We start from the raw sequence: 14842 nt of genomic DNA, 5'->3' as shown, positions 1-14842 counted from the left end.
CTTATTCACGATCATAGCCGTATTGTCATTGATAGCGGCAGTACGACAGCCGCATTATTACCTTATTTATCGCATAAGCAAGGTCTTATCGTGATGACCAATGCCCTGCATGTCGCACAAACATTAGTTGATGATAAAAATGAACCTACGGTACTGATGACAGGCGGTACTTGGGATAATCAATCCCGTTCTTTTCAGGGGCAAATGGCTGAAAAGATATTGCGTGAATATAACTTTGATCAAGCCTTTCTAGGGGCAGCCGGCCTCGATTTAGATAAAGGCACCACTACTTTTAATGAATTAACCAATTTAAGTCGGGTTATGGCTGACGTGGCCAGTGAAGTCATTGTGATGGCTGAATCCGCCAAATTGGAACATAAAATACCTAATATTGAACTGCCCTGGTCGATGATTTCTGTGCTAGTAACAGATTCGGACATATCATCGTCAGCGCGTACTCGAATTGAACAACAGGGCGTAAAAGTTATTTGCGCTGAACAAGGATAAATGGAGCTAGTTATGTGCGGAATAGTTGGTGCAGTTGCGGAACGAAACGTTGTTGAGATTTTACTCGAAGGATTAAGGCGTCTTGAATACCGTGGGTATGATTCTGCCGGTGTGGCTGTTTTAGATCATGACAATAATCTCCATAGGGTACGCCGAGTCGGTAAAGTTCAGGAATTGGCTAACGCATTGGAGGCTAATCCGGTGCGAGGCTCTATCGGTATTGCACATACTCGTTGGGCAACCCATGGTGGTGTCACTGAAGCTAACGCACATCCGCATTTCTCTACCGAACGTATCGCCGTAGTGCACAATGGCATTATCGAAAACTACCAAACTCTGCGTACCGAATTAAGTGCCGAGGGATATCGCTTTAGCTCGGATACGGATACTGAAACCATTGCGCATCAGGTAGACAAAGCATTACAGCAAACCGATGATTTGCTCTTTGCTGTACAAAGCGCGGTTAAAACCTTTGAAGGCGCTTATGGCACAGTGGTGATGGATAAGCATAATCCAGATAAAGTCGTGGTAGCTCGTTCAGGTAGTCCGTTGGTGATTGGATTAGGTATAGGTGAAAATTTTATCGCGTCTGATCAGCTGGCGTTATTGCCGGTAACCCGTCGATTTATCTTTTTGGAAGAAGGTGATGTAGCTGAAATTAGCCGTACCAAAGTCTCGGTTTATGATAAATCTGGCGCCGCAGTACAGCGTAAAGTGATTGAATCGGATATTCAGCATGATGCCGGTGACAAAGCAGGATATCGTCACTATATGCTAAAAGAAATTCACGAGCAGCCGGTTGTTGTGCGCAATACCTTGCAAGGCCGAATTAGCGAATATGATGTTAATACTGAGGTGTTCGGGATAAAAGCCGATGATATTTTGGCCAAAGTTAAACATGTACAAATTATCGCTTGTGGTACTAGCTATCATTCAGGCATGACCGCTCGCTATTGGTTGGAACAGCACGCAAATGTGTCTTGTAATATCGAGATCGCGTCTGAGTTCCGTTATCGTAAATCCTATGTACATCCTAATAGTCTATTGGTGACGATCTCCCAATCCGGAGAAACCGCTGATACGTTAGCGGCACTGCGATTGGCTAAAGAATTGGGTTATATGGCCAGTTTAAGCATTTGTAATGTGCCGGGTTCATCTTTGGTGCGTGAATCTGACTTAGCCTTTATGACCATGGCTGGCGCTGAAATCGGCGTTGCTTCAACAAAAGCGTTTACTACCCAGTTAACTGGTTTGTTGATGCTCACCGCTGCAATTGGCAAGTACAATGGCACTAGCCCGGCTCAACTTGGCAAGATTATTTCAGCCTTGCATACTCTGCCTGCCAAGTTAGAAGAAGTAATGACACTCAGCGAAGAGATTGAACAACTTGCCGAAGAGTTTGCTGATAAAAATCACAGCTTATTTTTAGGTCGTGGTGATCAATATCCGATCGCTATGGAAGGGGCATTAAAACTCAAAGAAATTTCCTATATTCACGCGGAAGCTTATGCTTCAGGAGAGCTAAAACATGGTCCACTGGCATTGATTGATGAGCACATGCCGGTAATTGTTGTTGCACCTAATAATGAATTGCTGGAAAAACTTAAATCCAATGTGGAAGAAGTCCGTGCCCGCGGCGGTATTATGTATGTGTTTGCGGATAAAGATGCCAACTTTCAAAGCGATGAAACCATGCGGGTGATTAATGTCCCCCATGTGGATGAAATCATCGCACCGATTATCTATACCATTCCGCTACAGTTATTGTCTTATTATGTGGCAGTGATTAAAGGGACAGATGTGGATCAGCCCCGTAATTTGGCTAAATCGGTAACGGTGGAATAGGGTTAGGTTTCTGCCGTTTTGAGCTCACCTAAGTTATATTTATCGATAAGCGAATATAACGTTGGGCGGGTTACACCGAGTAACTCAGCGGTTTTTGATATGTTTTGTTCACTAAGTTGATAGGCCGCACGGATCGCATTGCTTTCTGCTTCTTCGCGCACTTCACGTAAGTTTAGTTTGGCCATACTGGCCACAGATGCATCGTGAGTTAAACCTAAATCGTCGGCAGTAATCATGCTGCCTTCTGCCATAATAATGGATGATTTAAGCTTGTTTTGTAATTCACGGATATTGCCTGGCCAGCGGTGTTGCATCATGGCAGCAATGGCATCTTCGGAAAACCCTTTAAGATTCTGATTATATTCTTGGTTATAGTCCGTTAAGAAGGATTTGGCTAACAGCATAATGTCATTGCCCCGCTCCCTCAAAGGCGGAATATTGATTGAAATTTCACTGATGCGGAAAAACAAATCTTCACGGAAAGTTTCATTATCTGCCATGGTGGAAAGGTTGCGGTGAGTGGCGCAAATGACGCGAATATCCACCGGGATTTCTTGTCTACCGCCTATTCGTTCGATAATCCGCTCTTGCAAGAAACGTAGCATTTTGGCTTGCAAACCGATTGGCATATCGCCTATTTCATCTAAAAATAAGGTGCCTCCATTTGCACATTCAATTTTGCCTTTGGTGGTCTTATTGGCGCCGGTAAACGCGCCCCGCTCATAACCAAACAACTCACTTTCCAGTAGGTTTTCTGGAATCGAGGCGCAGTTAATTGCCACAAATGGTTTATTTCTGCGCTCGCTACTATCGTGAATAGTACGAGCAAACACTTCTTTTCCCGTACCACTTTCACCTAGGATTAATGTAGAAATATTGGTTTTAGCCACTTTTTCGGCCATTCTGATTGCTTTTTGAATGGCATCGCTGGTTCCAATAATTGTTCCCATCGCAGAAGCCGTTTGACTCAGTAGGCGATTTTCTTCTTCGATTTGGAATAAATTAAGCGCTCGATTAACAATGACCTTAATGGTGTCTGAATCAATGGGCTTATGGTAGAAATCATAAGCCCCTAAATTAATGGCCTTTAAGGCATTTTCTTTATCGTTATTACCGGTGACAACAATGACTTTTGTTTGTGGCGCTAAGGATAAAATCTCGGCCAGCGTTTTTAACCCTTCCGTGGCATTAGCAGGATCCGGTGGAAGTCCCAAATCCAGGGTAATGACTTTGGGTTCATGACGACGTAGCTGGGCAATGGCGCTGGCTCGATCATCAGCAAACAAGATTTCATAATCGCTGAAGCTCCATTTTAACTGTTTTTGAATTCCTAAATCGTCATCGACTACCAGAACTTTTTCCATTATGTCTGTTTCCCCGTGTTACTGAGTCGGTATATATAAAGTAAAGCTGGAACCCTTACCAACGTCACTGGAAACGTCGATACGGCCACCCATTTTTTCTATATAGTTTTTGGCATCATAGGCACCGATACCCATACCTGCATTACCTTTAGTGGTGTCGAATGGTTTAAACAATCTATTTTGAATAAAGTCATCCGTCATACCGCAACCGTTATCGGCAATAACAATAATCGCGGTTTTTTGTGTATCATCACAATCTAGGGTAATAGAAATTTTACCTTGATCATCCGTTGCTTGCTGAGCATTATTAATCAGATGATACAGTACATTGCCAAGTTTATCCGAGTCTAGGATTAGTTGTTGATCTTTAACAATATTTATTTCTGGAACAGGGTTTAATGTTTGACAGCGCTGATCGACAATATCCTGTACTAATGCCGATATAATACAGGGTCGCAAGTGCTCATGGTTAGAATCCTTTTTATCGGTTAACTGGCGTAACATCTTCTCCATGCGGGACTTGGTATGCTGCAATGTTTCGAAGGTATCGTCGATAAATTCCGGATTATTTTTATGCTGTTCTGCATTGCTTAAGATTAAGTCAATTTGTGCCAACACATTTTTTAAGTCATGTAATACAAAAGCCGACATGCGGCTAAAAGCCGCAAACTGGGCATTTTCTGCCAGTTCTTTTGAGGCTTCATGCTGAAACAAGTAGCTGGCCACTTGGGCGGTAACGACTTTTAAATAATCACGTAATTCCCAGTTCAGCGATAAGCGTTTTCCATCTTTATCCTGAATCAGCACTAATCCCCACAGTTGATCTTTTTGAAATACCGGTAGAATCAATTGGAAAGAGCAGCCATTCAGTAAGGCATGATTGACTTTTAGACCTTCATATTCAAAGGGTTTGGAGCGCAGTTGTTCAATATCAACTATCCATTGAGACTGCTTGATAAAGGGTAAAACCTGATTTAATAGCTCAATATCAATTTGGCTAAGATCGTCATGTTCTAGTTGTGCTAAGCATTGCATATTGTTATCGCGAAACTTAATTAACATGCCTGAATTACAATTAATCGCATCCATTAAACTAATCGTCGCTGTCTGGTAAAAATCGGTGATGGACTCTTCACTATTTTCTAGTTTTTGAGTCAGGGATAACCATTCTTCGCGATAATCAAATTGATTGGCAAAAAAGTGCTTGGTAATAAAAACTTTGACCTTGGTGCGAAATTGATTAGACAGAAACAGTGCGGCTAACAAGGTGAGTGAGAGGAAAACAAACACAACCTGGATCACATTACTCCAGTTACCACCGACTAATTTAATGGCATAACCTGCCAAAGCCATTATAAATAGATATAACCCTGCTACGACTAATAGCGAGCTATGTAAAACAACGTCGCGGGAAACAAAAATATCGATCCCCCAATGCTTGATACGACGGATTGCCACGACGAGAAAAGGCAGTAATGCGGCGAATATATATCCTCTTGCTTCCCATAACATGGGATCAATTTGATTGAGCATTGAGGCTTCAGAAAATAACACAAAATCAAATAACGCAATCCCTCCCAAGGCTAATACGAGAGGCTTGTATGCCCATCTTTCCTGATCAGCTTGACGGTAGAATGTTTCGAGCAAAATTAACATTTCTAAACTCATCAAAGTATGTAGTAGATACTGCCATTTCAGGAGGTTTTCAGGATTGGAGATAGGCAAGACTGCAACCACTAGCGCAATAAGCGGAATACTAATAATGACTAAATTAAGCGGTATTCTCAGAATATTCAGTAATGACTGTTGATCACCTTTAAGACAGGATGCAATAAACACAAGCCAGATGAGAGATTTAATACTCTCTAACAACAGTGCCACATTTAAAACGGTAGGAAACCATTGATTTGCTGCATAAAACGCAGCAGCAAAAAGATTAGCTGACACCCCCAATATTAGTAACTTTTTCGGTAAGCCATTATTGCGTGTGGTGAATAATAATAATAAAAATAAACAATAGCCTAACGCGCTGATTAAGTAACCGACTTCAGCCAGCATAATTCACCTATTAAATGCGATCTTGCATCATGCCTGATCTGTATTTTGTTGTTCAGTTTGCCATTTAGATTTTTGTTTGCCTAGCAATCCTTCTATCAGGCTTTTATATAATTTGTGACTTAGGTGATAAAGTAAAATGTGCGCAGGCATTTTCAAAATATGACCGCGGAGCATGGCGATAAAGCGGGCTAAGCTGGTACTGCGAGTATTGCACAATGGGTGAGCAGGTTGTAAAACCCGTAAAAATAACCAGTCGTTAAACTTTAGTCGTAATGGTGTGGGACTGTAATTCACTAACGCCATACTAAAAGTAGCAGGAACAGGAGAGGTAAATAGCTTCTCACAATAACGACAGGCAAAAAACAGTTCCCGACAAAAGCCGGTCTCAGTAGCTAATTTAAGTAGTTCAGACCAATATTCTTTATCGTGCTGATGTTCAACGAAAAACAAATGTAAATCACTTAAATCCCGAAAACCCTTACTAAAGTCTTCTTCAAAAAATAAATGCACCAAACTATGCAATGTTAGAGCTGGAGGTGAGAACACCTGCGCACCCGATTCGGTAGTCACTCGGGTTTGATTAAAGTATTCAATATTGGGTGCTCTGCCGCTAATGGGGGGTAATATATTATGGTGCACGTCAGCAACGGTTCCTCTGGAAGCATGACGTAGCGGCGGAATTTCATGTGCCCATTGTCGATAGTAATATTGATCATATTCATCATGGGGCTCGGGAAACCAAGTGTAAACTAACAGCTTGCTCTCTGCTCGAGCTAGCATATCTTTAGATACTAAAATATCAATGTCAGAAAAGGTTCTGCCCTTTCCAACGGGGTGCTCAAGTAAAACATAAGCTGCACCTTTTAGAAAAACCGGTTGATATTCATTATTGGTTAAAATAGTCAATAATTCAGCTACTTCATATCGTACTTGCTGAGCCTGTGCCTTAGCATAAATAATAGAAGAATGTATGTGATGTCTGGCATAGTCAGGAAGTGATTCGAACAAACTACTTTTTTCTAAGCTATTGAAGATCCTGGGAAGCATTCCCGTTTTGCGGCCAATGCGAATCATTGCTTCCCAATCTAACACTGATAGGTTTAGTGTTTCGGGGGCAGATAATAGTTTAGTAAAATCAATGGATAGTTTGGACTGGCTCAACTGAAATCACCTTCAGCTAGAAATCGTTCGACTTCTTGTAACTCTTGATATTCAATTTCCAAGCAGGGAATGTTCTCAGATAGCTGCACTATTGTGTTAAAGCCATCGGAACCTAGGACATTGTAGTTAAAACTATTTTCCGCCAATGCTTTAAATGCTTGTGTTTTAGTTAATTGAAATATTTTAAAATCAGAATTGGCAGCGTAGCGAGGAAAAATAATAGCCTTAATCGATGCGGGGACTTTATGCTGTTTAACGCTATCACTCGGCGGCTTAAAATGGGCAACGTCGCCTTTGGATGTATCCGATGTCGTTTTAGTGGCAAGCACTTCTGGAAACCAGCTTTTCACTAAAGGGATAGAATTATTTTTTAGACAAATCGGCCGCACAAAAGGAAGTACGTTACCACTGGCTAATTCTACAATCGTCATTTCATCCGATAATAGTCGCCATCCTGAATAAGCTAAATAGGCTGTTAGTGTGCTTTTCCCTGATCCTGGAGGAGCCGGAAAAATAATAGCTTGGTTGTTTTTGTCGGCCAACACGGCAGCATGTAATGTTAAATAATTATATTCACTTGAAGAAACACACCAATTCATGCCCCATTCTAGCATTGGATAAGCCTGTGCTTTAGGTAACGGCATAAATGGTCGATAGTGGTCGGCAAAAAAATTAACTTGTGGCTTATAAAAACGCCTAACATTTGTGGGACAAGCGATATTGACCTGGAAGTCACAGAAGCCCTTCTCTATTACAGGATAATCAGCGTAAATTTTATAAATATTTTCCGTTACACTAGAAAGGGGGCTTTTTAGGCGGAAATTGGCCAGCCCTAAATCCAGCGCCAATGTGCCTTTCTTCAAATGTTGTTGATATTGGTGGTAGTCTAATTGATGTAACAACATGTAAACAACATACTTCCCTGAATTAGATTATCTGAGTTTAAATTTTAATGATGTATTACCAAGTTTATTTATACATTTAATTGGAAAGTAGAACAAATTGATTGATTAGGTTATTCCACACTTCCTGTTGTTCAAATGTAGTTAGTTCGGGAGTGTGTTGAACAAAGGTTTTAAAGCAAACCGGTTGGCAAGTACTTTTTAAAAAACAGAACCAATTCGTTAGTGAAGTTGGGTATTGATAAGCTTGACCTTTGAAACCGTTAAAAAGCAAAACGCCAGACTGATCGCTGGCGAAATGGAGAATAACTTGAGGATGTAATTGATACATCAATATTTAGTCATATGTACTTTCAATGGCTTGGGCCACTTGATATGTGCCAGAGCGTTTTGCTTCATCGTACAGTTGTTGTACGTATTTATCGGCATTTACACCCGATTGCAAGGGATAGAAACCATTAACCGCATTGTAATACGCAGCAACTAAGTGACGATTAATGTTATTGGGACCACCGTTATGGTTATTGCCCCCTTCTTCAGGTAAAAAATCGTGTAATCCGGTATTACTACTGATACCACCGAAAGGCCCACGACTCCAACCAAACACATTATTCCATGCCTTGTTTTCAGCGGAGTAGCCATAACCACCACGGCTTCGTTTATTGTTGTCACAATATGTATGCCAATAACCAGGAGATCTGCCTTGAACTGTACAAGGAGCTTGTTGAGAAGTATTGCCAGACATATTGCCGGATACAGTACATCCATTAGCGCTACTACCGCCCCATGTTCCCCATACATTTTTTACTGGTAAGGCAGCAATAAGAGAAGCGGTAGACGCTTTCTTAAGAAAAACTCTTCGCTGATTTACAGAGTTATTCGGGGTTTCAGATTTATTTGGATCGGTCATACTACCCATTCCCAATTAATAAAATTTAACAGTTGCTAATACAGTATTTAGCAATATACGTGCCACTAATCAAGCCTATGATTTTTAAGTGTTTTATATGTTCATGTGTCTATTTATGTAAAAAATATTGACACCTAAATATCGACCGAAATTGATTTGGCTAAGGCTCGAATATATTTAACCGGTATCGAGTAACTTATTCCGCTCGGATCAGTAATAGCGGCTTCTTTGGTTCTTTGTACAAATACTTTGTTGATTATAGCAACCACTTTGCCTGAGTCTATATCATATACAGGGCTACCGCTATTTCCCGGATAGGCGGTGGCATCCATTTGGTAAATAAAATACGGCTCTCTAAGACGTTTCATCATTTCTATACTTAATTGTCCGGCATTTCTACTCGGGATCACCACTGGTGTTAACGCTGCAATTAAACCTTTGTGTGTAGCGGGATAGAGCCCTAAAATCGCACCAATTGGAAACCCGGTAAAGGCAACTTCGGTACCGTCATCAATATAGTTGTCGCTGGCCAATGTTAGCGCAGGACCCGAACCTTTGATTTTGAGGATAGCTACATCGTGAGCCGGATCGGAGGCAATAACCTCGGCTTGGATTAGCTTAGGATCGCTTCCTTGACCAATAAACACCACTCGATTTTCGTTTTGCTGAATATCCAGTTCTTTTTCAACTACATGAAAATTGGTGGCAACTAAGGTCCCATCTCCAATGATAAAACCGGTACCCTGCAAATTACTGCGCGGTGATCCTAAAGGATTGTATGTGCCAACACCCACCACTGATGGCTTAACTTGTTTAATGGTCCGTACCAGATTACTTGCAATGCTGCTGTAACTGACCATTAAACAGCTGAAAACCAATATTATTCTTAAAATGGGCATGTTCTTTTGTCTCAATTTAATGATAATGGTAAATATTAAAGCATAATCCAAGTACAAGTGATGATGAACAATAAATCACTTTTATAACGAAGCAATACTGATTAACTCAATTTATAGCATAGAAGGGCTCAGGGAATGGAAAATAAACTGTTAAATATAAAGTTGGCCATTGTAGGACTAGGTTATGTTGGTTTGCCGCTAGCGGTAGCTTTTGGACGTCAGTATTCCACTTTGGGCTTCGATATTAGCAGTGCTCGTATTGATGAACTCAATGCGGGTAAAGATAGCACACTAGAAATCTCATCTGATGAACTGAAACAGGCGAGCCATTTATCATTTACTTCGGATTTAAATGCATTAAATGAATGTAATTTTTTTATTGTCACCGTACCAACGCCCATTGATAAAAATCGACAGCCAGATTTAACACCACTACAAAAAGCTAGCCAAAGTATTTCCAAGGTGCTGAAGAAGGGGGATGTGGTTGTTTATGAATCCACGGTTTTCCCTGGTGCGACTGAAGAAGTCTGTATTCCTATTTTGGAGCAAGGTTCGGGCTTGAAATTTAATCAGGACTTTTTCGCCGGTTATAGCCCAGAGCGAATTAATCCGGGTGATAAACAGCATCGTGTGGAAAACATTATCAAAGTCACGTCCGGCTCTACGCCAGAAATTGCCGATAAAGTAAATGCGCTTTATGCCAGTATTATTACGGCAGGAACCCATCAGGCGTCGTCGATTAAGGTAGCGGAGGCGGCCAAGGTTATCGAAAATACGCAACGGGACCTTAATATTGCGCTAATTAATGAACTTGCCATTATTTTTAATCGAGCTGGTATTGATACAGAAGAGGTGTTGTTGGCAGCAGGTAGCAAATGGAATTTCCTGCCATTTAGACCCGGATTGGTGGGCGGCCACTGCATTGGGGTTGATCCGTATTACTTGACCCATAAAGCCGAAGAGCTGGGTTATCACCCTGAAGTCATTTTAGCAGGGCGTCGGTTGAATGATCACATGGGCGAATATGTGGTGGGGCAGCTTGTCAAAACCATGCTAAACAAGAAGATTATGGTCAATGGGGCCAACGTTCTGCTGTTAGGTTTGACGTTTAAAGAAAACTGTCCGGATATTCGCAATACTAAAGTGGTGGATATCGCCAGAGAATTAAAACATTACCACGTGAATCTAGATATTTATGATCCTTGGGCTAACAATGACGAAGTAGAGCACGAATATGGACTTAGCTTAATTGATAAGCCTGAAGCCCAAAAATATGATGCGATTATTGCAGCCGTTGCTCATGATCAGTTTAAAGCCTTATCCAATCAAGATTTGCTGGGATTATGTAAAGACAATCGGGTTATTTATGACCTGAAATATATCTTTGATAAAACCATTACCGATATTCGGTTATAGGATTCATTTTAATGAAAGTATTAGTAACAGGAGTTGCTGGGTTTATTGGTTTTCATACCGCCATGCATTTGTTGGAGCGCGGTGATCAAGTTGTCGGAATAGACAACTTGAACGATTATTACGATGTTAACCTTAAACTGGCACGGCTGGAACAAATCAACCAGTGTGGCAATGCCGCACACTTTCGTTTTGAAAAGCTGGATTTGGCTGATCGACAAGGAATGGCGGAATTATTTGCCGTAGAAAAATTTGATAAAGTAATTAATCTAGCCGCTCAGGCCGGTGTGCGTTATTCATTAGAAAATCCCCATGCCTATATGGATAGTAATATTGTGGGATTTATTAATGTGTTGGAAGGATGTCGCCATAATAACGTTAAACATTTAGTCTACGCCTCCTCCAGCTCTGTTTACGGTGCCAATGAGTCGATGCCATTTTCTACTCACGACAATGTTGATCATCCGTTGTCATTGTATGCGGCAAGTAAGAAAGCCAATGAATTGATGGCGCATACTTATAGTCATTTATATCAATTACCCACAACTGGTCTACGATTTTTCACGGTTTATGGCCCATGGGGCAGACCAGATATGGCACTGTTTTCGTTTACCAAGTCAATATTGAATGATGAACCGATTAAGGTATTCAATTTTGGTAATCACCATCGCGATTTCACCTATATTGACGACATCGTTGAGGGGATCATTCGAACATTGGATCATACTGCCTTGGCTAATCCGGACTGGAGTGGAAAACAACCCGATCCTTCCACCAGTAAGGCTCCTTGGCGAGTTTATAACATTGGAGCGCATAATCCGGTCCACCTATTAAGTTATATTGAAACACTGGAAAAGCATTTGGGTGTCGTTGCTGAAAAAGAGCTGCTCCCAATGCAACCTGGGGATGTGCCCGATACGTATGCTGATGTCAGTGACTTAATCGAAGATGTTAACTACCAGCCAAGAACGGTTATTGATAAAGGTATCGAACACTTTGTTAATTGGTATAAAGACTTTTATACCCAATAATCTATCGTACGAGTTTTAGCGGCAAAATTATAAAAATGATCCATACTTGTCTGGTTGTTTAGTTGACGATTATCAAGGACTTATTCAGATCTATATGGATGCTGCTCATACAAGCCGTATTAAGTTCGTTCCAATCTTTTCCGGTGGTGGAACTCGATTACCTGCCCATATCGGTATCCTTGATGCATTAAATCGATTAAACATCGAGTTTGATCATGTCGTGGGAGTCTCCGGTGGTTCAATCATCACTGCTTTATACTGCGCTGGAATGCCATTAGCAGAAATTAAAATGTTGGCGATGGAAACCGATTTCAGGCAATTTAAAGGATATTCATTATTATCCCTAATCCGCAATGGTGGATTATGTTCGGGTGATAAATTTGAGCAGTGGATTGATCGTAAGCTAGGTGGAATTACTTTCGAAGAATTAAAAACCAATCTGCATATTCTGGCTACTGATGTTAATGGTGGTGGCCCCGTGATGTTTGATAAACACAACTCTCCGACATTAAGAGTGTCTCAAGCGGTTAGATTTTCTATGTCTATTCCACTTGTTTTTAGTTTTAAGCCATATAAAAGCCATTTATTGGTTGATGGGGCTATCCTCGCTGAAGATGCCTTGTACGAAGACTGGGCTGGGGATGGCACACCGGTAATTTGTTTCCGTTTAAAAAGTGATCAGGAAGTGCAAAAAGTTAAACCGGTATCGTGGTTACCAATAGTTAGCTATATTGAAATGCTAATTAGAACTTTTATGACCGCTATTTCTCGCGAATATGTGCACGATGGTCATTGGCATAATACAGTGGTAATTAATACCGGTGATGCTTCGCCCGTTGACTTTGCGATGACGGATGCGCAAAAAGAAGGTTTATACCAAACCGGATATAACACGGTATTGGAGTTTTTACCGAAGAAGATGTTGGTAATGATTAAAACTGACCATTAAAGCGATTGTTGAAGATTCATTTAAATGTCAGGTAAGAAACTAAATTAATATGCTATGTTATTGTTTAAATGATAATTTATAGTCAATTTGAGAGCTTGAGGTTATAAAATGACTACCTCGTCACTTGCTGAAAATTTTAACCAATACTTCGAAATTATTTTTGCTGGTACGGCAGACTTAAAAGAGAAGGGTTATCAAATAAGACATCATGTTTATGCCGAGGAATTGGGATGGGAGCCTGTGTCTGAGGATGGCTTTGAAACCGATGAATATGACCGCTATGCCTATTCATTGCTGCTTAAACATAAGAGAACAGGTGCTTATGCGGGAACGGTCAGGCTAATTATCCCCCCTCCCAATGCACCAGAAAGCAAATTGCCCTTCGAAAATCATTTTATAGACTCGCTGTTACCCGAAGTAAAATTGCCCTGTGACTATAATAGAGGGGCTTATGGCGAAGTATCGCGATTAGCTGTACCAGAAGACTTTAGACGCAGGGCGGGTGAAAAAAAGCAGCCTTTTATTGTGAATGAGTTAGTGGGTGACGGGGCTTTTTCTGAGGAGGAGCGACGTAACTTTCCAAATATTGCAATTGGGCTTTATCTAAGCGTTATATCTTTTGCCAAAATGTGTAATCACGAAACCATGTTTGTCGTGGTGGAGCCGCGTTTGAAAAAAAGGCTTGAAAGAGTGGGATTGTTTTTTGAACAAATAGGTGAAGAGAAAGATTACCATGGTATTCGTGCGTTGTTTTGTTTACCAAGGGAAAATTTTGAGTCCAAATTTAATGTCGAAATGCTTGAGCTTTATCAATCATTAGAAGAACAGCTAATTAAACAAATTAAACTGCATCCTTATCTGGTGCAAGGTGAGTAACTGATGGCAACGTTTGATTATGATGATGCATTTTCTCGCAATATTGGCTGGTTTACACAGCAGGAACAACATTTTTTAGGTACTAAACGAGTTGCTCTTGCCGGCTGTGGTGGCGTTGGTGGTATCCATACACTAACTATGGCTCGATTGGGTGTGGGGAAATTTAATTTGTCCGATTTTGATGAGTATGGAATCGAAAATTTTAATCGGCAAATTGGCGCGACGATGTCCACAATTGGTAGGCCAAAATTAAATGTTGTCGAAGAAATGCTGCAGGATGTTAATCCACAAGTTGAGATTAATGAATTCCCCGATGGGATTAATGACCAAAATGCAGAAGCCTTTTTAGAAGGTGTCGACCTCTACATTGATAGTTTGGATTTTTTTGCTATTGCAGCTCGTCGTAAGGTATTTGAACTTTGCGCATTAAAAAATATTCCTGCCATTACCGCTGCTCCATTGGGGATGGGGACGGCGTTTTTATGCTTTATGCCTGGACAGATGACGTTTGAAGAATACTTTGGGATGGAAGGAGCTTCAGAAACGGAACAATATTTGCGTTTCTATTTAGGTTTAGCGCCCGCTAGTTTGCAATCGCAGTATTTGGTTGATCCAACCCGTTTAGACTTAAATGCCAAAAAAGGCCCTTCAACTATTATCGGCTGCACTATGAGTGCAGGTGTCGCCGCATCATATGCGGTTAAAATTTTATTGGGCCGAGGTGATTTAGTTTGCGTTCCTCAAGGCATGCATTGGGATCCCTATTTAAATAAAATGGAAATTACCTGTATAAAAGATGGACATAAAAACCCGGATTTTCAGGCAAAGTTGAATCAAGCCAAAATAGCATTTGGCATTTAAACCGATTTCACACTCATACCCTGATAAATATAACCTAGCCTAACTTACTACTAAAACATGGCAAAT

Annotated in this window: 13 protein-coding genes; 7 read left to right on the top strand and 6 right to left on the bottom strand. The window is 40.9% G+C overall.

Annotated features, from left to right (window positions below; translation table 11 throughout):
* Both ACTD55_RS06070 and glmS read left to right on the top strand, forming a co-directional pair.
* Nucleotides 1-507, top strand: a 507-nt coding sequence (locus ACTD55_RS06070) for a DeoR/GlpR family DNA-binding transcription regulator (protein ID WP_438863418.1), incomplete at its 5' end; no start/stop codon positions are given.
* 12 nt (nucleotides 508-519) lie between these two features.
* On the top strand, nucleotides 520-2352 hold the full coding sequence (gene glmS / locus ACTD55_RS06065) for a glutamine--fructose-6-phosphate transaminase (isomerizing) (protein WP_438863417.1): 1833 nt from the start codon (nucleotides 520-522) through the stop codon (nucleotides 2350-2352).
* Nucleotides 2353-2354: 2 nt separating this feature from the next.
* Here glmS and prsR read toward each other — a convergent pair whose 3' ends face one another.
* The 6 genes from prsR to ACTD55_RS06035 form a co-directional block, all read right to left on the bottom strand.
* Nucleotides 2355-3716, bottom strand: a complete 1362-nt coding sequence (gene prsR / locus ACTD55_RS06060) for a PEP-CTERM-box response regulator transcription factor (RefSeq protein WP_438863416.1) — start codon at nucleotides 3714-3716, stop codon at nucleotides 2355-2357.
* A gap of 18 nt (nucleotides 3717-3734) precedes the next feature.
* The gene (prsK, locus tag ACTD55_RS06055; protein WP_438863415.1) at nucleotides 3735-5774 is read right to left on the bottom strand and encodes an XrtA/PEP-CTERM system histidine kinase PrsK; all 2040 of its coding nucleotides are present in this window, start codon (nucleotides 5772-5774) and stop codon (nucleotides 3735-3737) included.
* A gap of 27 nt (nucleotides 5775-5801) precedes the next feature.
* Nucleotides 5802-6935, bottom strand: coding sequence for a nucleotidyltransferase domain-containing protein (locus tag ACTD55_RS06050; protein WP_438863414.1), 1134 nt, complete (start codon nucleotides 6933-6935; stop codon nucleotides 5802-5804).
* Entirely contained in the window at nucleotides 6932-7840 is a 909-nt protein-coding gene (locus tag ACTD55_RS06045) for an HprK-related kinase A (protein ID WP_438863413.1), read from the bottom strand. The genes ACTD55_RS06050 and ACTD55_RS06045 overlap by 4 nt, the downstream gene beginning before the upstream one ends.
* Before the next feature lie 334 nt (nucleotides 7841-8174).
* A complete protein-coding gene (locus tag ACTD55_RS06040) occupies nucleotides 8175-8747 on the bottom strand; it encodes a hypothetical protein (protein ID WP_438863412.1) in 573 nt (190 codons plus the stop codon).
* Nucleotides 8748-8881: 134 nt separating this feature from the next.
* Complete coding sequence (locus tag ACTD55_RS06035) at nucleotides 8882-9607, bottom strand: S1 family peptidase (RefSeq protein WP_438863411.1); 726 nt, start codon at nucleotides 9605-9607, stop codon at nucleotides 8882-8884.
* Between the two features lie 174 nt (nucleotides 9608-9781).
* Between ACTD55_RS06035 and tviB the strand changes: the two genes are divergently transcribed.
* The 5 genes from tviB (at nucleotide 9782) to ACTD55_RS06010 (ending at nucleotide 14776) form a co-directional block, all read left to right on the top strand.
* Nucleotides 9782-11062, top strand: a complete 1281-nt coding sequence (gene tviB / locus ACTD55_RS06030; protein WP_438863410.1) for a Vi polysaccharide biosynthesis UDP-N-acetylglucosamine C-6 dehydrogenase TviB — start codon at nucleotides 9782-9784, stop codon at nucleotides 11060-11062.
* Nucleotides 11063-11073: 11 nt separating this feature from the next.
* Nucleotides 11074-12090, top strand: a complete 1017-nt coding sequence (locus tag ACTD55_RS06025) for an NAD-dependent epimerase (RefSeq protein WP_438863409.1) — start codon at nucleotides 11074-11076, stop codon at nucleotides 12088-12090.
* 94 nt (nucleotides 12091-12184) lie between these two features.
* Entirely contained in the window at nucleotides 12185-13039 is an 855-nt protein-coding gene (locus ACTD55_RS06020; RefSeq protein WP_438863425.1) for a patatin-like phospholipase family protein, read from the top strand.
* A gap of 108 nt (nucleotides 13040-13147) precedes the next feature.
* Nucleotides 13148-13915, top strand: a complete 768-nt coding sequence (locus ACTD55_RS06015; protein WP_438863408.1) for a PEP-CTERM/exosortase system-associated acyltransferase — start codon at nucleotides 13148-13150, stop codon at nucleotides 13913-13915.
* Between the two features lie 3 nt (nucleotides 13916-13918).
* Nucleotides 13919-14776, top strand: coding sequence for a ThiF family adenylyltransferase (locus ACTD55_RS06010; protein WP_438863407.1), 858 nt, complete (start codon nucleotides 13919-13921; stop codon nucleotides 14774-14776).
* The last annotated feature ends 66 nt before the right edge of the window (nucleotides 14777-14842 follow it).

The sequence above is a fragment of the Neptunicella sp. genome (genome assembly GCF_048268085.1).
GTDB lineage: Bacteria > Pseudomonadota > Gammaproteobacteria > Enterobacterales > Alteromonadaceae > Neptunicella.
This window is presented reverse-complemented; position numbering and strand designations above follow the sequence as displayed.

Excerpts from the sequence above, each read along its gene's own strand:
- glmS (WP_438863417.1), top strand. The coding sequence starts at position 520 with ATGTGCGGAATAGTTGGTGCAGTTGCGGAACGAAACGTTGTTGAGATT.
- prsR (WP_438863416.1), bottom strand. The coding sequence starts at position 3,716 with ATGGAAAAAGTTCTGGTAGTCGATGACGATTTAGGAATTCAAAAACAG.
- prsK (WP_438863415.1), bottom strand. The coding sequence starts at position 5,774 with ATGCTGGCTGAAGTCGGTTACTTAATCAGCGCGTTAGGCTATTGTTTA.
- ACTD55_RS06045 (WP_438863413.1), bottom strand. The coding sequence starts at position 7,840 with ATGTTGTTACATCAATTAGACTACCACCAATATCAACAACATTTGAAG.
- ACTD55_RS06040 (WP_438863412.1), bottom strand. The coding sequence starts at position 8,747 with ATGACCGATCCAAATAAATCTGAAACCCCGAATAACTCTGTAAATCAG.
- ACTD55_RS06035 (WP_438863411.1), bottom strand. The coding sequence starts at position 9,607 with ATGGTCAGTTACAGCAGCATTGCAAGTAATCTGGTACGGACCATTAAA.
- tviB (WP_438863410.1), top strand. The coding sequence starts at position 9,782 with ATGGAAAATAAACTGTTAAATATAAAGTTGGCCATTGTAGGACTAGGT.
- ACTD55_RS06025 (WP_438863409.1), top strand. The coding sequence starts at position 11,074 with ATGAAAGTATTAGTAACAGGAGTTGCTGGGTTTATTGGTTTTCATACC.
- ACTD55_RS06020 (WP_438863425.1), top strand. The coding sequence starts at position 12,185 with ATGGATGCTGCTCATACAAGCCGTATTAAGTTCGTTCCAATCTTTTCC.
- ACTD55_RS06015 (WP_438863408.1), top strand. The coding sequence starts at position 13,148 with ATGACTACCTCGTCACTTGCTGAAAATTTTAACCAATACTTCGAAATT.
- ACTD55_RS06010 (WP_438863407.1), top strand. The coding sequence starts at position 13,919 with ATGGCAACGTTTGATTATGATGATGCATTTTCTCGCAATATTGGCTGG.